This window comes from Shewanella oneidensis MR-1 (assembly GCF_000146165.2).
In the GTDB taxonomy this organism is placed as follows: Bacteria; Pseudomonadota; Gammaproteobacteria; order Enterobacterales; family Shewanellaceae; genus Shewanella; species Shewanella oneidensis.
Genome location: NC_004347.2, coordinates 4,280,596 through 4,299,218 on the forward strand (window position 1 = coordinate 4,280,596; position 18,623 = coordinate 4,299,218).

General features: G+C 45.9%; 17 protein-coding genes. 10 read left to right on the forward strand and 7 right to left on the reverse strand.

Going from position 1 to position 18,623, the window contains the following annotated elements; all coding sequences use genetic code 11:
- Nucleotides 1-8: 8 nt before the first annotated feature.
- From priA to SO_RS19125, 4 genes are all read left to right on the forward strand, one after another.
- Nucleotides 9-2,222: a primosomal protein N' gene (priA, locus tag SO_RS19110; protein WP_011073823.1), complete on the forward strand. Its 2,214-nt coding sequence runs from the start codon at nucleotides 9-11 to the stop codon at nucleotides 2,220-2,222.
- A 111-nt stretch (nucleotides 2,223-2,333) separates the two neighbouring features.
- A complete protein-coding gene (gene argS, locus SO_RS19115; RefSeq protein WP_011073824.1) occupies nucleotides 2,334-4,079 on the forward strand; it encodes an arginine--tRNA ligase in 1,746 nt (581 codons plus the stop codon).
- A 3-nt stretch (nucleotides 4,080-4,082) separates the two neighbouring features.
- The gene (locus SO_RS19120) at nucleotides 4,083-4,778 is read left to right on the forward strand and encodes an SPOR domain-containing protein (RefSeq protein WP_011073825.1); all 696 of its coding nucleotides are present in this window, start codon (nucleotides 4,083-4,085) and stop codon (nucleotides 4,776-4,778) included.
- Nucleotides 4,779-5,095: 317 nt separating this feature from the next.
- Nucleotides 5,096-5,320 carry a hypothetical protein gene (locus SO_RS19125; RefSeq protein ID WP_011073826.1) on the forward strand — a complete coding sequence of 75 codons (225 nt, stop codon included), beginning with the start codon at nucleotides 5,096-5,098 and terminating at the stop codon, nucleotides 5,318-5,320.
- Between the two features lie 197 nt (nucleotides 5,321-5,517).
- On the opposite strand, the gene SO_RS19130 is transcribed toward SO_RS19125, so the two are convergent.
- The 3 genes from SO_RS19130 to SO_RS19140 are packed head-to-tail and all read right to left on the reverse strand — an operon-like array spanning nucleotide 5,518 to nucleotide 7,870.
- On the reverse strand, nucleotides 5,518-6,453 hold the full coding sequence (locus tag SO_RS19130) for an SPFH domain-containing protein (RefSeq protein WP_011073827.1): 936 nt from the start codon (nucleotides 6,451-6,453) through the stop codon (nucleotides 5,518-5,520).
- The gene (locus SO_RS19135) at nucleotides 6,453-7,388 is read right to left on the reverse strand and encodes an SPFH domain-containing protein (RefSeq protein WP_011073828.1); all 936 of its coding nucleotides are present in this window, start codon (nucleotides 7,386-7,388) and stop codon (nucleotides 6,453-6,455) included. The genes SO_RS19130 and SO_RS19135 overlap by 1 nt, the downstream gene beginning before the upstream one ends.
- Nucleotides 7,389-7,405: 17 nt before the next feature.
- Nucleotides 7,406-7,870: an NfeD family protein gene (locus tag SO_RS19140; protein ID WP_011073829.1), complete on the reverse strand. Its 465-nt coding sequence runs from the start codon at nucleotides 7,868-7,870 to the stop codon at nucleotides 7,406-7,408.
- A gap of 485 nt (nucleotides 7,871-8,355) precedes the next feature.
- Here SO_RS19140 and SO_RS19145 point away from each other — a divergent pair, with 485 nt between their 5' ends.
- Nucleotides 8,356-9,108 carry an outer membrane protein OmpK gene (locus SO_RS19145; RefSeq protein ID WP_011073830.1) on the forward strand — a complete coding sequence of 251 codons (753 nt, stop codon included), beginning with the start codon at nucleotides 8,356-8,358 and terminating at the stop codon, nucleotides 9,106-9,108.
- Between the two features lie 114 nt (nucleotides 9,109-9,222).
- Here the strand turns inward: SO_RS19145 and udp are convergent, their stop codons facing one another.
- Nucleotides 9,223-9,981 carry a uridine phosphorylase gene (udp, locus tag SO_RS19150; RefSeq protein ID WP_011073831.1) on the reverse strand — a complete coding sequence of 253 codons (759 nt, stop codon included), beginning with the start codon at nucleotides 9,979-9,981 and terminating at the stop codon, nucleotides 9,223-9,225.
- 412 nt (nucleotides 9,982-10,393) lie between these two features.
- Between udp and SO_RS19155 the strand changes: the two genes are divergently transcribed.
- Both SO_RS19155 and SO_RS19160 read left to right on the forward strand, forming a co-directional pair.
- Nucleotides 10,394-10,606, forward strand: coding sequence for an HP1242/YdcH family protein (locus SO_RS19155; protein ID WP_011073832.1), 213 nt, complete (start codon nucleotides 10,394-10,396; stop codon nucleotides 10,604-10,606).
- 119 nt (nucleotides 10,607-10,725) lie between these two features.
- Nucleotides 10,726-12,048 carry an IS4-like element ISSod7 family transposase gene (locus tag SO_RS19160; protein ID WP_011073833.1) on the forward strand — a complete coding sequence of 441 codons (1,323 nt, stop codon included), beginning with the start codon at nucleotides 10,726-10,728 and terminating at the stop codon, nucleotides 12,046-12,048.
- Nucleotides 12,049-12,095: 47 nt separating this feature from the next.
- On the opposite strand, the gene SO_RS19165 is transcribed toward SO_RS19160, so the two are convergent.
- A complete protein-coding gene (locus SO_RS19165) occupies nucleotides 12,096-13,271 on the reverse strand; it encodes a type III PLP-dependent enzyme (protein WP_011073834.1) in 1,176 nt (391 codons plus the stop codon).
- Nucleotides 13,272-13,675: 404 nt separating this feature from the next.
- Entirely contained in the window at nucleotides 13,676-14,158 is a 483-nt protein-coding gene (locus SO_RS19170; RefSeq protein WP_011073835.1) for a periplasmic protein, read from the reverse strand.
- Nucleotides 14,159-14,394: 236 nt separating this feature from the next.
- Here SO_RS19170 and SO_RS19175 point away from each other — a divergent pair, with 236 nt between their 5' ends.
- The gene (locus tag SO_RS19175) at nucleotides 14,395-15,939 is read left to right on the forward strand and encodes a tetratricopeptide repeat protein (protein ID WP_011073836.1); all 1,545 of its coding nucleotides are present in this window, start codon (nucleotides 14,395-14,397) and stop codon (nucleotides 15,937-15,939) included.
- Nucleotides 15,940-16,016: 77 nt separating this feature from the next.
- On the opposite strand, the gene SO_RS19180 is transcribed toward SO_RS19175, so the two are convergent.
- A complete protein-coding gene (locus SO_RS19180) occupies nucleotides 16,017-16,856 on the reverse strand; it encodes a LysR family transcriptional regulator (RefSeq protein ID WP_011073837.1) in 840 nt (279 codons plus the stop codon).
- Nucleotides 16,857-17,016: 160 nt separating this feature from the next.
- Between SO_RS19180 and SO_RS19185 the strand changes: the two genes are divergently transcribed.
- Both SO_RS19185 and SO_RS19190 read left to right on the forward strand, forming a co-directional pair.
- Nucleotides 17,017-17,748 (forward strand): SDR family oxidoreductase, encoded by a 732-nt coding sequence (locus tag SO_RS19185; protein ID WP_011073838.1) that lies wholly within the window; start codon nucleotides 17,017-17,019, stop codon nucleotides 17,746-17,748.
- A gap of 524 nt (nucleotides 17,749-18,272) precedes the next feature.
- Nucleotides 18,273-18,602 (forward strand): c-type cytochrome, encoded by a 330-nt coding sequence (locus SO_RS19190; RefSeq protein WP_011073839.1) that lies wholly within the window; start codon nucleotides 18,273-18,275, stop codon nucleotides 18,600-18,602.
- Nucleotides 18,603-18,623 lie beyond the last annotated feature (21 nt).

Sequence of the window (18,623 nt, forward strand, 5' to 3'; positions counted from 1 at the left end):
CCCAGCATATGTCACTGTTTGTTGAAGTTGCGTTACCTGTGCCTATGCGGCAAAACTTTACTTATCGCGTAAAGACAAACGAACAAAACGATGATAGCCCCCAAGCCAAACCACAGATTGGCGTACGGGTAAAAGTGCCCTTTGGGCGGCAGCAACTTATTGGTCTCGTTACCGCCATCACCGACAGCTGCGATCTGGCGCCAACACAACTCAAATCCGTCATAGAGTTTATTGATGACGCCCCCTTATTGCCAGAATCGCTTTATAAATTAACCCTCTGGGCCGCAAGATATTACTTTTGCAGCCAAGGACAAATGCTCACGCAAGCCTTGCCGGTGGCACTGCGCAAGGGCTTAGATGCCGCACCACAAAAAATCCAATACTGGCAAATCACTACAATAGGCAGCAATATTGCGCCAGAAACATTAAAGCGCGCGCCCGCTCAAAAAAAATTACTCGAGCATTTAAAGCAAACCAGTCTCACACAGGAAGAAGTCATCAGCTTAGAGCTGAATAAGACCGCGCTCAAAACCTTAGAAGAGAAAGGCTGGATTGCCCAGCACGAAAAAATCGCGCAGCTCAATCTCGATTGGCGCAGCCAACTCGAACTCGATGAAACGCCTCACAGGCTAAATAAAGAGCAAGCCGTCGCCGTGACGGTATTAACGCAGCAGCAAGGATACCACTGTACTCTGCTCGAAGGCATTACCGGTTCGGGTAAAACCGAAGTCTATTTAGCCTTGCTCGAACATATTCTTAAGCAAGGTAAGCAAGCACTTATTCTTGTACCTGAAATTGGCCTCACCCCGCAAACCATCAATCGCTTTAAGCGCCGTTTTCGGGTGAATGTTGCCGTGCTGCACTCGGGTTTAACCGACAATCAGCGCCTCGAAGCCTGGCGCCAAGCCCGTTGCGGCCAAGCTGCCATTATTATTGGCACTCGCTCCGCGTTGTTTACGCCGATGGCATTTCCTGGCGTCATCATCCTCGACGAAGAACACGACAGTAGCTTTAAACAGCAAGAAGGTGTTGGCTATCACGCCCGCGACTTAGCAGTGATGCGCGGGCATTTAGAATCGATCCCTGTGGTTTTAGGCTCAGCAACACCGTCATTAGAAAGCCTGCAAAATGCACTCAGTGGCCGCTATCATCATCTGCAACTCGGTGAACGGGCTGGCAATGCTAAAAAAGTACGCCAAGGCATTATCGATATTAAAAACCTGCCGCTCAAAGCGGGCATGTCGGCGCCACTGATCAATGAAATCCGCAGCCATTTGGATGCCGGAAATCAAGTATTACTATTTTTAAACCGCCGCGGCTTTGCGCCAGCACTGCTCTGCCACGAGTGTGGGCACTTACATGAATGCGACCGCTGCGATGCATTTTTTACTGTGCATCAATCCTTAGGCGAGATCCGTTGCCACCACTGCGGTAATCAATATGCCATTCCAAGGCAGTGTCACAATTGCGGCAGTACCATGTTGATGGGACAAGGTATTGGTACCGAGCAGCTCGCCGAAGCACTGCAATTAGAGTTTCCAAAATATCCAGTGGTGCGTATCGATCGCGATACCACTCGCCTTAAAGGTTCACTTGAAAGCCATTTAAGTGCGATTCATAAGGGCGAGTATAAGATCCTCGTCGGTACCCAAATGCTGGCCAAGGGGCACCACTTTCCAGATGTCACCTTAGTGGGATTACTTGATGTTGATGGCGCACTCTTTAGCGCCGATTTTAGGGCGCCAGAGCGCTTCGGCCAGCTTTATACCCAAGTCGCAGGCCGCGCAGGGCGGGCCAATAAACTCGGTACCGTACTATTGCAAACTCACCAGAGCGATAACCCGATCCTTAGGGATTTACTCCACCGAGGTTATGGTGAGTTTGCCCGCAGCCAATTAAAAGAACGGCAAATGGCGCTCTTACCACCCGCTTGGCATATGGTACTGGTGCGCGCCGAGGCCCATTCTGCCTTAGATGCTGACAATTTTCTTAATTCGTTTGCATCCTTGCTGCCCCAAGATAAAGAGTTTGAGATTATCGGCCCTATGCCCGCGCCACTCGATCGAAAAGCAGGTAAGTTCCGCCGCCAGTTGATGTTTCAGGCCAAGCACAGACATAGGTTGCAGCAGGAGTTTGAGCGTATTTATCCGCTTGTGGAACAACTGCCCGAAGCCAAACGCTGCCGCTGGAGCTTAGATAGGGATCCGCAGGATCTGTTGTGATTCAATAATTTGATAAAAAATCATCGGGAAGATAGCAATTAGTCATCACAAACGGCTAAAATACGCGGTTATTCCCTGTATTCACTCTTAAAGTTAGTAGCTAATTAATCCATGAAATCACATATCCAATCATTACTTGAACAAACTATCGAATCCTTTAAACAACAAGGTATTTTACCTGCGGATTTTGAGGCCCGAATTCAAGTAGATCGAACCAAGGATAAGAGCCATGGTGACTTGGCAACCAACGTAGCCATGATGCTAACCAAAGCGGCGGGTAAAAATCCGCGCGAATTAGCGCAGTTGATCATCGACAACCTTCCCGCCTCCGCTTATGTGGCAAAAGTTGAAATCGCAGGCCCAGGTTTTATCAACTTTTTCATCGATGACAGCGCACTCGCTAACCAGTTACAAGCCGCCATTGGCGATGAGCATTTAGGGATTAAACTGCCCGCGCCACAAACTGTTGTGGTGGATTATTCCTCACCAAACCTCGCCAAAGAGATGCACGTGGGTCACCTGCGTTCAACCATCATTGGCGATAGCGTGGTTCGCACCCTCGAGTTTTTAGGTCACAAAGTCATCCGTCAAAACCATGTAGGCGACTGGGGCACCCAATTTGGTATGTTGCTGGCTTACATGGAAGAATTACGTGCAGCCAATGGCGAGCAAGCCCAATTAGAGTTATCGGATCTGGAAACCTTCTACCGCGCCGCCAAACTGCGTTTTGACGAGTCTGCCGAATTTGCTACCCGCGCCCGTCAGCTCGTGGTTGCACTGCAATCAGGTGATGAGTACTGCAACAAACTGTGGCGCGAATTTAACGATATTTCGCTAAGCCACTGCCATGAAGTGTACGAGCGTTTAGGTGTGAGTTTAACCCGCGCCGATGTCCACGGTGAAAGCGCCTATAACGCCGATTTAGAGCAAGTCGTTAACGATTTAGCTGCCAAAGGTTTATTGACTGAAAGCAACGGCGCCAAAGTGGTATTCCAAGAAGAATTCCGCACTAAAGAAGGCGAGCCACTGCCGGTTATCATTCAAAAAGCCGATGGTGGTTACCTGTACGCCACAACCGACTTAGCAGCTATGCGTTACCGCTCAAACGTGCTCAAGGCTGACCGCGTGCTGTATTTTGTTGATTTACGCCAAGCGCTGCACTTCCAGCAAGTATTTAGCCTCGCCAAACTGGCCAAGTTTGTCCGCGAGGATATGTCACTTGAGCACTTAGGCTTTGGCACCATGAATGGCGAAGATGGTCGTCCATTTAAAACCCGCACTGGTGGCGTGGTGAAATTAGTTGATCTGCTCGACGAAGCCAACACCCGCGCGCTGGAATTAGTTCGCAGCAAGAATCCAGATATGGATGAAGCGACACTTGCTGAAATCGCCCGCGTAGTCGGGATCAGCGCAGTGAAATATGCTGATCTGTCGAAAAACCGCACCAGCGATTACATCTTCAGCTTCGAGCAAATGCTGAGCTTTGAAGGCAATACCGCGCCTTACCTGTTGTACGCATACACTCGCGTAGCGGGCATCTTCAAGCGTGCGACCGATGTTGACTTAAGCCAAGCCAAAATCGTACTCGAACACGAAAAAGAGAAAGATCTAGGCAACAAACTGGCGCAGTTTGGTGAAATCCTAAGCCGTGTTGTCGACAAGGGCCAACCACATGTGCTCTGCGGCTACCTCTATGAATTAGCAGGTGCTTTCTCTAGCTTCTATGAGGCCTGCCCTGTGCTTGCTGCCGATAATGATGAACAAAAACACAGTCGTTTACTGCTGTCACAACTGACGGCGAGCACTCTGCAAAAAGGCCTAAATCTACTAGGTATCGAAACCCTAGAACGGATGTAAGCCATGAGCAATCGTGACTATGCCAACAGAAGACCGCAATCGGGCGCAAAACCGCGCCCCATTCGCGCGACACGAGCGAAGCCTGCGGCTAAAAAGGCCCCGCCTCGCCGTAAGCTTCCAATTCCTCTGATCCTGTTTGCCTTTGTAGCAGTAGGCAGTTTTGGGTATTTTCTGTGGAGCATTAAAGACACAGCTAAGCAGGAAGCGCCTGTTGAAGTCAAAACCGAAAAAGAGGTGAAGCCAAAAGAACCTGCAGCGCTCCTTACACCAAAGGTGAAAGAGACTGAACGCCAAGAGGTCGCCGTCGTCGCTCCGGTAGAAGAACTACCTGTTGTTGAAGCGCCGAAGAAAGATCCTAATGCCTTGCCGCCAAAACCGAAGGAAGAATGGACCTATCTGGATGAGCTTGAAAACAAGCACGTCGAAGTGGATATTCCCGACGTTGTAGCAACCCGAGCACCCCAGCAATATCAATTACAGTGTGCCTCGTTCCGCCAAGAGTCGCAGGCGAATCAGATGAAAGCTGTGATTGCCTTCCAAGGATTAGAAGCGCAGGTAAGACAGATTGAAGGCACCTCAGGTACGTGGTACAAGGTGATTTTAGGTCCTTACGAACGTAAGCGTGATGCCGAGCGTAAACGCCATGTCTTGCAAAACGCTGGGATAAATGGCTGTCAATTGTTGCCAATACCCAAGTAACCTCATCTTAGGATAATCATCCCCTATCTAAAGTAGGCTACGAATCGCGGCGAATGAATCATCATTCGCCGCGATTTTTTATCTTTTTTCATTTAAACATGGCAAAAATCGCCCCTCAGCATCTAGATTTCAAACACTGCCAACATTAAATTTTCATTTTATGAAAATAATAACTATCTATTTTTAAATAAAAAATTTATTTATTAAGAAAGGTTAATATTGCGTTTAATTGACCTAAATCAAACTTAGGCGTATCCCTTAAATAACAGCAATACCTGTTGTTGACTCATCAAAAACTAACCCTAGGGTGACGTATTATGAATGCATTAATAGAGATTGAAGCTTCTGAATTCAGCCAACTGTTCAAAAGCGGCGATGCCTTAAGTATCAGAATGTTTATGGAGCATGTGCACATGCCTTTAGATGTACAAGATAAAATATACCATGAGATCTCAGCGCTCGCGGAACTCGAACAAGACACAATTGCGCGCCTCATAGAAACCCATTCCCATTCTTTGATTTCCGAGCGTTTAGCCTATTAAGTCAGCTTGATGCGCCATGATTTAAGCATCTGTATTGCCGCACAAGCGTTATCTATCATCACGCCAGCGCTTGCCTTAAACAGCTTTTTCCTTGTAAATAACCATGCTAAACCGTAAAAAAATAAGGCCAAATATCAATATTTGGCCTTAGGTTTATCAACTGGTGATGCGATGAGACTCACTCGCTTTACTCAATTTCAGCGTTCTTCTTTTAAGCCGATGCTATTCATCCAGTAGTCGAAATCAACCATATTACCGGGCAACACAATACGGCTAGACTTTTGGCTTAACCCATCAAGTTGTTTAAAGTATTGCTCACCAAGCTGCATACGCAATGCATTATGGCCGCCGGGCGCGGCAATCACGCTAGCTAAACGCTCAATAGACTCCGCCGTTGCGCGCGACAACGTTAAAATTTCTTCCGCTTTACCTTCAGCCTCGTTAATACGGCGCTGCATTTCACCCTCAGAACGGTTGATAGTTTCGGCTTTAATCCCTTCGGAACGATTGATCTTACTCTGCTTATCACCCTCGCTTTTTGCCAGTAATGCGCGGCGCTCACGCTCAGCATTCACTTGCATTTCCATGGCATTTTTTACTGTCTCTGGCGGTGTGATGTTTTTAATCTCATAACGATGCACGCGGATCCCCCACATGGCACCCGCTTGATCGAGCACCTCAACCACTTTAGCTGAAATCACATCTCTTTCTTCGAAAGTCCGGTCTAAATCTAATGTACCGATCACAGAGCGCGTTGTCGTTTGCGCCAGCTGAATCGCCGCATAACGATAGTCAGTAATACCATAGCTGGCCTTAACAGGATCGGTAACAGAGATATAAATTACCCCGTCAACCTCTACATTCACTTCGTCACTTGAGAAGCACTCCTGTGGCGGAACATCGATAGTTTCTTCCTTTAAATCATGGATATAAGCCACTTTATCAACAAAGGGGATCAGTGTATGGAACCCCGCATCCAAGGTTGAGTGATATTTACCTAAACGCTCAACAATATAGGCCGATTTTGTCGGCACTAAACGAATCGATTGAAACAACTTAATGACGAAGATGGCAAAAATCAGCCCCCAAATAGCCATAACTGCGACATCGGTATTCAGTGGTAAATTATCCATTAGCGTGCTCCTTTGCTCATTGCATTATGGCCACCCACGGTTTGAGTGACTTGCTCCATCCCTTCGAAGAAACCTTCAAGTTTTGCCATTTCAGCGGGGACAACTGACACTTGAGAATCGTTGAGGATCTTACCGAGCTGAGCGATGAACTGCTCTTTTAGCAGCATGTTCATCGCGTCGTTACCACCATTCACCGCTAACGCTTGGGAAATCATCGCCATCCCCTCAGACTTAGCCTTAGCAATAATGGCAATCTCTTGTCCCGTACCTTTAGCTTCGTTAATGCGCTTCTGTTTTTGGCCTTCGGAAATGTTAATCGCCTCTTGGCGCTCGCCCTCTGACATATTGATCATCGCGGCCTTTTCCGCATTGGCTAAGGTGATTTCGGCGCGTTTACGGCGCTCGGCTTCCATTTGTTTTTCAAGGGTATGGATCACATGGCGCGATGGCGTAATATTGCGGATCTCATAACGTAATACTTTGATCCCCCAAGGCTCAGACGCCTTATCAATCTCACGCACTATTGATTCATTTAAGTGGTCACGCTCAGAAAAGGTTTCGCTCAATGTGAGTTTACCGATTTCAGAACGCATAGTGGTCTGCGCCAAATTCACAGCAGCTTTACGATAGTTTTCAATACCATAGCTCGCTAATTTGCCGTCCATCACCTTGAGATACACTAGACCGTCGACTTCAAGCTGAGTGTTATCTTTAGAGATACAGCTTTGTGGCGGCACATCAAGCACTTGCTCACGGGTATCGTGGCGGTAGGCGACGCGGTCAAAAAAAGGAATTAAGAAATGAAATCCCGGTTGCAGTACGGTACGAAATTTCCCTAAACGCTCAATGACATGCACCTCACGCATAGGCACAATCAACATCAGCTTATAGAGAATAAATAAGACAAATAAAATGACTAAGGTAAACACAAACATAGACTCATCCTTTAGTTTTAAGACGCTGCCTGATTCACAGGCTCAACCACAAGGGCAATGTTTTCACGACAGATAATCCTGACCTCACACCCCACCGCAATGATACTACCATCCCCCAGTGCGGGCCATTCACTCCCTTGGAACTCAACTCTTCCTGTAGTTTGTCCTGGACCTATGGTTTGCTTAACGCGGGCGATTTTATTGTAGATATCAAGTTCTTCGTCAGTGTTATCCACATGGGAATCTCCACCGACAAGTTTTTGTGTGACTTGCCGAAAGGCAAGCAATAAGACAATGGCAGAAATGAACCACAGTGTCAGGCTCTGCACCAGCCCTTCCACGAGCCCAATGCCTAAGGCACCAGCCACCACTAAACAGGCCGCACCAAGAAGCACAACTATCCCGCCCGGTATCACGAGTTCGGCTAGCATCAAGATAATCCCGATAATAGACCAGACTACAATCAGATTCGAAAACTCCATATTCCCCCCTGAAATGAGAGCATCCTGTGCCGCACTATAGCAGCAGAACAATAGATATGCGACATAATATGTCAATTGTTATACGCTGATTATAAAATAACGGCAAGAGTAATCACCAAAGCTTGCTAAGAATCTGGGTAGCGTGATGGTAAAAGTGGGCCTTTTATGTTTTAAAATTAAGCATAATCAATTCAAAAAGTTAGCAAAAAACATCAACAACAAAGCATGAATTTAAAAATAATCATACAAAATCAATAAATTAAACGCACATAAAACCACAATATGATTATGTGATTTTCACAACAACATTCGATAAAAAACTTTGAACAATTGTAAATTTTTGCATATATTGCCCGCACTTTTTACCTCGCTCTCTGTCGGAGCCGATTCAAGCCACTAATTCTGAGTCGCTTTGCCGTACTGTTTACCGAGCAGGAACTGAGTACAACCTTATTTAGCCTCTACCCCTACAACAGGAAATAACAATGAAAAAGACATGCCTATGTCTAGCATTAATGCTTTCACCTCAAGCATTTGCTGGTGACTTAGTACAGTGGTGGGATTTCAGTGCAACTGCCCTTTATGGCGAAGACTACGACTTGGCTCCTTCGGACAAACAAGCCACAGTCACACTCGAAACCGCTGGTGCATGGAAATACGGTGATTGGTTTGCTTTCCAAGATTTTATTTATTTCAAAGGCGACCACACGGGCATGGATAGCACCACCTATGGTGAAATTTCACCGCGCTTTAGTGCCAGCAAAATCCTTGGCGAGAAGATTGCCTTCGGCCCGATTACCGATCTTTCATTAGCACTCACCTATGAAGAAGGTGAAGGCCCTGTGCATAGCTTACTCTATGGCTTAGGTGTGGATGTCGCGGTTCCTTATTTTACCTATCTGAACTTCAACACCTATCGCCGTAATGGAATGAGTTCAGGCAATATCAGTGATGGCTGGCAGTTTACCCCAGTCTTTAGAATCGATATTCCAGTGGGTTCAGCCAATATTATCCTCGATGGTTTTATCGATTGGGTATTTGCCAGCGACAATGACGGCTATGAAGAAAACTTCCACTTCAACCCTCAGCTAAAATACGATTTAGGTAAGAGCCTATTTGGTGATCATAAGGCTAATAAGCTGCTGGTAGGTATTGAATACGATTTATGGACCAATAAGTATGGCGTAAAAGGTGTCGACCAAGACACTTATTCAGTGATTGCCCAGTATCACTTTTAAGCGCAGAATGACACGTTTTCAAGTAACAATTTGAAATATAATAAAAAAGGTGCCAAAGGCACCTTTTTTATTATCGAGCCACTCGCTTTGCAGGGGAGTGATATCAAACCTAAATTACGCGAGTAATTTCTTAGCTGCCGCAACCACGATAGAAACCGCACTGACTTCGGTTTTCTTCATTGTCGCTTCATCAGGGATTTCTTGTTGAGTACGGTTCACAATCACACCCGCCACACAGGCAGCACGCCAACCTTGAGTCGCACACATAGTAAATAGTGTCGCAGACTCCATTTCATAGTTCAGCACGCCCATGTCTTGCCACTCTTTCATTGAGCCAGCAAAACGGCGAGTCACACGACCAGTCACAGTGTCATAACGCTCTTGACCGGGGTAGAAAGTATCTGAAGACGCCGTCACACCGATGTGAGGCTCGACGCCCGCATCACGGCACGCTGCAACCATAGCAGTGGTACATTCGAAGTTGGCTACCGCTGGGAACTCCATTGGTGCAAAGTGTAAACTCGCGCCATCTAAACGCACTGACGCTTGAGTCACAATCACATCACCCACATTTACATGGGGTTGAATTGCGCCTGTCGTACCTACGCGCAGGAAGGTATTCACGCCTAATTGCGCTAATTCTTCCACAGCAATCGAGGTTGATGGACCACCAATACCAGTGGAACAAATTACCACTGGCTTACCGTCAGCATAGGCTAAGTAGCTTGTGTACTCGCGGTGGCTTGCAAGGAATGTTGCATTATCCATTAACTCGGCAATACGTTTTACACGCTCAGGATCGCCTGGCACAATCGCCAACGTTGCACCATCGAGCATCGCTTTGGTCAAACCTAAATGAAATACATCAGCCATCGTGAAAACCCCTTTCATTTTTGATAGTAAAATTCTTATATAATCGACTTTAACCTAGTATCGAAGCGGTGAAGGTTAACTTGATCACAGAATTATCGGCAAGAAGAATTGTTCATCCGTAATGTAATTACCAAACCTATTACAGCTTGATCACAAAGATAGCAAATCTGTGATGCTTCTGTCGGCTTGTATCAATTTCGAGGAATAAAGTGTGAGTCAGATCTGACTCTATCGCCACTGCCGGCAGCACAAAAGATATATGACATTGATTTATTTAAAGTTTGCTGAAATCACGCTTTAGTATTAATCTGTAGAAGGATAAATATTGATCCAGATCACGTTTCATAGCCGTGCTCAGGGTTAGGGTTAAGACGAGACCAAAGCACGATAAAAGACGACAAGGAGTACGCCAATGTTTCCAGAATATCGAGATCTGATTAGCACATTAAAGACTCAAGATGCTCATTTTCAACGTAAATTCAACGAGCACAATCAATTAGATGAGGAAATCAAACAACTGGAAAAACGAGTTGGCAGTGATTTCAATCCAGCAGTAAAAGAACTTAAGAGCAAAAAGCTCCATTTAAAAGAAGAGATCTATCAAATTCTCAAATCCCATAGCTAAGTTTTTATCGCGGGAAAAACTAAGGGCGCCTAAGCGTAATGCCGATCAGTTAAGACAGATCGCTTGACGATCTCGCTAAAAAGATCAAAATCCGATGACCTCATGTCATCGGATTTTTTATGCAACTCTCAGAAGCACTTGCTCGCACTCATATTACCCGCCTAACCGAATTCACCTGCCTCGCTGATGTGTTAGAGCCTGAGTTAATTCAATCCTGTTTAGACTCACAAGGCGTTGCTACTCTCAGACGACGCAAATTGCCGATGGACGCGATGATTTGGGCCGTTATCGGAATGGCCTTGTTCCGAGGGGAGTCTGTTCGGTCACTCATCAACAAACTCGACATTGTTTTGCCGCAAGAGATTGATTATGTTGCCCGTAGTGCCGTGACTCAGGCGCGTAAACGATTAGGCAGTGAGGTCGTTCGAGAAGTGTTCAGCCGTAGCGCGAATACCTGGCACGCGAGAGCCGAACACCCTCATTGGTGTGGTCTGAACCTGTATGGCGTCGATAGTGTGGTGTGGCGGACACCCGATAGTGTTCAAAATCAAGCAGCCTTTGGACGAACCGCCAACGCTTCCGGCGAAGCGGCTTATCCGCAAATTCGCATGGTTTGCCTGATGGAGTTAAGCAGCCATTTGTTGGTCAACAGCGCCTTTGATTCGGTTGTCGAAAATGAAATGAACTTAGCCTCTCAGCTCATTTCTAGCATCCCCAATCACAATCTAACCCTATTTGACCGAGGATTTTATTCGCTCGGCCTGCTGCACGCTTGGCAGCAAGCACAACCTAATAGCCACTGGTTGTTGCCATTGAAGAAAGGCACTCAATATGAGGTGGTTAGAACGCTGGGAAAACATGACCAGTGGGTGAAACTCACCACCACGCCTCAAGCAAGAAAGAAATGGCCGCAGCTCCCTGACACCCTTGAAGCGCGCTTACTGACTAAGACGGTGAAAGGTAAGTCAGTCGCCATATTGACCTCGTTAACAGACCCAATGCGTTACCCAAGTGAAGACATCGTCGACTTATATGCCCATCGTTGGGAAATCGAACTGGGCTACAGAGAGATGAAACAACATTTACTGGAGAGCCGTTTTACGCTCCGCAGCCAACTGCCTGAGCTGGTGTTCCAAGAGCTATGGGGGGTGCTACTGGCCTACAATCTCATTAGATACAAGATGTTACTGATGGCCAAAAGCTTACCATCGGTTCATCCCAATCAACTGAGTTTTCGTGATGCAGCGAGTCATATCATCTTCAAGTTGACACAGTTGTCATCACAAACGCCGGGAAATGTTCCCAGAGACGTATTGGATATAGAACGCAATGCACGACAATTTAAATTGGATGGTAAACGGGAAAGGGCTTATCCAAGGATCCTTAAAATGAGCAAAAATAAGTTTCCGGTTAGATCAAAGAAAAATGCCGTTCACTCTTAAGTGAACGGCATTACGCCTAAGCGCCCTTTTTGTTGCCATTAAGCCAATTACAGATAGTAATCTTTCAGTGGCGGAAAACCATTAAAACACACTGCCGAATAGGTCGTAGTATACGCGCCGGCAGTTAACCAATACATACGATCTCCAATCGCTAAATCATTCGGCAGACCATAGCTGTAGTGTTCGTACATGATGTCGGCGCTATCGCAGGTTGGGCCAGCGATAACACATTTCTCCAACTCACCCTGTTTATGGGTGAAGATTGGGAATTTAATCGCCTCATCCATCGTTTCAATTAACCCAGAGAATTTACCCACATCGGTAAACACCCAACGCTCTAATGCGGTGTAAGATTTTTTACTGATTAGCACCACTTCAGACACCAATACTCCAGCATTAGAGATTAGCGAACGGCCCGGCTCCAGAATAATTTGTGGCAAGTCATCACCAAAATCTTCCTTCAGGAAGTGAGTGATTTGCTCAGCATACACACCCAATTGATTGGTTTTATCAATATAGTTAGCAGGGAAGCCGCCACCCATGTTGATCATCTTCAGGACGATATTATGCTCATCACGTAAACGGTCGAAGATGCTCTTCACTTTACCTATCGCAGAGTCCCACGCACCGATATCACGCTGCTGTGAACCGACATGGAACGAAATTCCATAAGGTTCTAAGCCTAATTCATTCGCCAACACTAATAACTCGTAGGCCATCTCGTTTTGGCAACCAAATTTGCGCGATAACGGCCAATCAGCAGTGTCTGTACCTTCAGTCAAAATACGCACATAGATACGAGAACCCGGTGCTTCCTCAGCGATCATTCGCAGATCGGCTTCAGAATCTGATGCATACATACGCACGCCACGTTCATAAAAAGCCCGCACATCTTGGCGCTTTTTAATGGTATTGCCATAGCTCACTCGGTCAGCTGTAACCCCGACATTCATGACCATATCTAGCTCATAAATCGAGGCAATATCAAAGTTTGACCCTTTGTCTTTGAGTAACGTGAGGATCTCCGCCGCAGGGTTCGCCTTAACTGCATAATAAACATCGGCATAAGGAAAACTATTAACCATGTCATCGTATTGTTTCGCAATGATACTGGTATCAATCACTACGAATGGAGTCGCTTTATCCTTGGCAAACTCTTCGATACGCTTGAAGGTTTGAGCATCATAATAATCAGCAACATCAATAGATTGAAATTGGCTCATTGGGCCAGAGTCTCCTTTGGGTCAGATGGTAAAAAGTCGCTATGTGTCATAAAAACGTGCGCAGTAAACGATATTTTTTTAGTTAACGCAACGAATTTTTATGCTTAATAACTAACTTTTTATTCCACCAATTGTTAAGTTCGAATAAGCTGAAAAAAACTATTTTTAAAACAAGTAATTATGCATAAGAGTCCCGCTAAAGAGCTTGATGTTTGTTAACGCCCAACAATGCATTGTTAAAGCGGGTAATCCTGCCTTATGCAAGGATGGATTATCGGGAAAGAGCGATAGGATGAGTCTGAAATGATAGTGAATGGAAAATCATCATCTGCACATTATGCAGGAATAAGTCGGGGATGAGCGAGGGGGAAATTCCCCCTCAAATCGGATTTACTGCAGCGGTATTACTGCTGTGACTCATTTAATTTTGCTAAGGCTTGGCCTAGGGCTTCACTGGAGTCGAAGTAGGCAATTTCCTGAATATTCATATTATTCAATAAAATCATAGTTGCCATATCTTTAGAATCCGGCAGTAAACGGCTCACTTCCCCTTCCCTGTCTAACCCAATCGCAAAGGGTAATTCTTGCATTTGCGGCACAGCAACAAACTTAGCAATCAGCGACGGCATACCGCTGATATCAGCCACATAAACTAATTGCGCAGGAAACTTATCACCCGCTAAAGAGGTGAGGGTTTCTTTGATGATATCACCGCCTTTCATACTGCGGCTAAAGAGCACCACTTTAGTTTGGTCGGTAACACTGACCGCCCTGTCATTTTGATCTTGCAATGAAATAGGATTTATCGCGTCACCCGCCACATAACTTGCAGCCAACGCCATCATGGGAGTGAAAAGGAAGGACAGGCACAACAACAGCTTTCTCATAAACACTTAGCTCCATTTTAAATACGGGCAATAGCATACCTGAGTCTCGTAACCAGCTCATTTAATCCGAGTCATTACATGATACGCTTCACAATGCATCGCAAATACGTCTTTAATAGCAGCACTTGTTTATGGCGGGTATTGGACTTTGCGACTCTACGTCCTACTGTAAACTTGCAATTTTAGTCTGTTCCACGTTTACTGTGCTGCCAAAATATCGATAGTGACGGAATACTATGTTGTTGATACTGATAATTATCGCTTTTGTTGTGCTGTTTGTTTTTTTTGCTAAATATCAAAAAAAACAAGCTCAAGCCGCAGCGCTTGCCGCAGGTGATCCTTCGGCACTACTCAATCATGGCCTAACACTGATCAACCAAAATCAAGTAGAAACTGGCTTAGATTTTATCCATCAAGCGGTGGATAAAGGATTTGCAATTGCGGCCATTGCCCTTGCCGAATTGTATTCGGGCCGATTTCCACAAGTGCCCGCCGATGCCAAGGCGTCCAACGATTGGTATAAAAAAGCCGCTGAATTAGATCCCCAATATTTAGCTATGCTAACACTACCTAATTTGCTCTCATCGCAGGCGCAAACCCCCGATGAGTTAATCGCGCAGGTAGAACAGCTCAAACCCAATGCCGAAGCGGGGCAAGCCGAATTTCAATATGAGCTCGCCTACTTGTATCTAAGGCAACCTTTTCTCGATCCCGATGCGAGTCAAGCCATTTACTGGTTCGAAAAAGCCGCAGCACAAAACAAACAAGAGGCAAATTACCACTTAGGGACACTCTACAAGGATGATGAACGCATCACCTCCGACTATAATAAAGCTCGTAAATACTTTGAAAAAGCCGTCGCCGCGGGTGATGAATTAGCGAAGGATAACCTAGCTCATATGCTGGCTACAGGACAGGGCGGTCCGAAGGATCTCGTTCGCGCCGAGCACCTACTCAGCGAATATGCGGCTGAAGATGATTTTCGCCAGTATTACCTAGGTAAACGTTTCCTCTATGGTGAAGATTTTGCAGTCGACTATGACAAGGCACGCCATTGGTTAGAAAAATCCAGTGCTGCTGGCAATGTCTTTGCTAAGTTGGCGCTGGCACACCTTAAGCTACTAGCCCAAAAAAATGACCAGGACTATCTACAGGCACGAACTGAGTTCGAAGCTTTGGCGCCCCAGTGGCAAGAGGAAGCCCTATTCGGCCTAGGTAAAATCTACGAAGAAGGCTTAGGAGTCTCACGCCAACCGATTAAAGCCTTAATGTATTACCAACTGGCGGCTATGAGCCACAATACCGACTATCTCACCGCATACGATAAGCTCAGTAAACGCTTAGGAACCTTAGAGATCCGCGAAGCCCAAAGCCTGTGTAATAACTTTCTGCATCAACATCCTATCCCCAATGAGCAGCAGGCTTATTACTACCTTAACCAAGCAGAAATCTACCGCAAGGGTGACCATCCGAGTCGCGAAGGGCTGCAAACCGCCGAAACTTGGTACCGTAAATCCGCCGACTTGGGCAATCAGAATGCGATGCAAGCCTTGGTAGAAATCTATCGTCATGAATTGATGGATAAACCCGTACAAGCCTTTATTTGGTCGAGCATACTGCTGCGCAACTTTGGCAAATACGGGATGAATAGCGATCAACTCTTGTATCAACAGCAAGCTCAATCGCGCTTAACGGAATCCGAGCTTTTGTATGCCCAGAGCGAAATCGAGCGCATTGAAGCCCTGTTAACACCTTACCTAGAAACTCATCAGTCAGTTTGAATCTTAGTCAGTTTGAATCTTAGTCACATAGGATTTGGCCTTTTTACTTAGCCAAATCCTATGATTAAGAGCGGTATTTATGCGGTTGCTTGAGTTAAATACCGCAACAATTTGGCTAAGGTTGGCGCAACTGCCTGATGGGAGGGATAACACAGCCCAATACGGCGGAACATTCTCGGACCATCAAATTTAATCTGTTTAAGCCGAGGCTCATCCTCGATTAATCCATCGGGCAGGAAGCTCACACCAAATCCCGCCAACACCAATGACATCACCAAAGATTTCGAATCTGCCTTTGCGACCAGATTCAGTGACAAATTACTGCATGCCAATAACCCTATGGTTTGCTGGTGCGCTTCACAGGGCGGACATTCAATAAAGTCATATTGGCTTAACTCTTCGGGGCGAATACGGTTGGCCTGTGCCAGCGGATGCTCAGTCGGCACGCACAGCACATAATCCTCCTCCCAAAGCGGAAAAAACACCTCATCCTCATGGCGTAAGCTATCTAAAGTCAAACGACAATCCGCAGTGCTTTGATAGTCCACCAGCTCTAAATCTAAATGGCTAATGGCCTGATTAATTTGCGTTAATAGCCCAGCTAGGCGGCGTTGACTCAAATCAGGCATCACGGCTAAGCGCAACTTTTGCCGACTCGCTTTCGCCATAAACAGCGCGGGTAATTTACTCGCCTCCTCCACTAACTTTACCGCCAGAGGATAAAGATAGTGTGCACTGTCTAAGGCCTTAACGCCCTTTTTACTGCGCTCAAATAGGGGGCCGCCCAGTTCTTCCTCTAATTGCTTGAGCCCTGCAGAAAGAGAAGGTTGGCTGACATAACAACGTGTTGCCGCCGCGGTAATATTGTTTTCCTCATAAATTGCGATAAAAAAGCGCAATAAGCGTAAATCTACCATCAGCCTTCACCTTGTCTGCCGAGCATATGTCATAGGCAAATCCTATCACATCCAGTGGGAATAAGTATTTTCCAGCCTAAAAATCCCCACCTATACTGATACCCAAGCTAGATATTCAGCAATTAATCTTATTATCCGTAAGTAAAGATAGGAAACTCAAATGACCAACGCTAATAAATCCCTCGTTGTTATCACGGGCGCCTCATCCGGCATTGGCGCAGCTATCGCCAAAAGTTTTAGTGCAGCAGGACATCCGCTGTTGCTACTGGCTCGCCGCGCAGAAGCAATGCAAGCCCTTGCTTTACCAAACAGTTTATCCATCAGCGTTGATGTAACCGATGCAGACGCTATCAAGGCTGCGATTAGCCAAGCAGAAGCGCAGTTTGGCCCTGTGGGTTGCCTTATCAATAATGCTGGCGTCATGCTACTTGGGCAAATTGATACTCAAGATCCTAACGAATGGAGCCGCATGCTCAATATCAATGTAATGGGCGTACTCAATGGTATTCACGCTGTATTAGCTGGCATGAAGGCGCACAAAAACGGCACCATTATCAATATCAGCTCGGTGGCAGGTCGTAAAACCTTTCCCAATCATGCGGCTTACTGCGCCACTAAATTTGCCGTGCATGCCTTAACCGAAAACATTCGTGAAGAAGTGGCAATGGATGACGTACGCCTGATCACTATCGCCCCTGGCGCAGTTGAAACAGAGCTCCTAAGCCATACCACGGATGAGGCCATCAAAGCGGGTTACCATGATTGGAAAGAACAAATGGGTGGCGTGATTGCTCCCGAAAACGTTGCTGCAGCTACATTATTTGCTTGGCAACAACCACAAAATGTTTGTGTACGTGAGATTGTATTGGCTCCCACTCGCCAACAACCTTAATCAGTAAACGCAAGGAACAGACGGGCGATACTCTGATGTAGACGCTGCGTGCTTTTGATAGCGCGCAGTATCTACAAAAAGCCCCCTTATGGCTCAAACAAGCGTCGGCTTTGGACCCCAACATTTATTCGAAACACTAGAGTCAAAATGTGCTCGAAATAGCAGAGTAAAAATGCGCATTCATCTCGAGAAATGATTACGAACGACTACTTTAGATATAGCCAATTCTACAAAATGTTAGCTCGATCACTGTCCATTATTAGCACTTTTTCTCCCACCAGCCGCTACCTTCCGCAAAAAGTCAATTTCAACCCAAAAATAACTAATTGTTTTTAATTAGATTAATTTTACCAAACTCACCATCACATCCGTTCAATTAGATTTTTATCAATTAGATTTTTTTAATGAAAGTGACACACCTCAAATAAACAATTCACGACCTTTGATAAATTTATTCACAAGGTGGAATCAATAGCTACATTCCATCAACAAAGTCATTCAGATGACACCTAAGAAAGGATGAGATGATGAAAACTTCAACTAAGATCGCAATTGCAGCCGCGCTGATGGGTTGCTTAGCTACCCAAGCCTATGCTGCTGAAGGTGGGAATCCTAAAAAAGGTAAACACCTTTATAAAAAAGAATGTAAAGCCTGCCACAGCCAAGCAGGCGAAGGTGGAGAGCTTACCCCAATGAGCAAAACCATGAGCCAATGGGATCGTTTCTTCGATAAAGATAAGCACAAACTCAAACCCGAGGCATTCAACGGCCTCACCGAGCAAGACCTCAAGGACATACAACAATTCCTGTATGACCATGCCGCCGACTCTGAGCAGCCGCAAACCTGCGGTTAATCGCTGCCAAGCCTAAAGCAA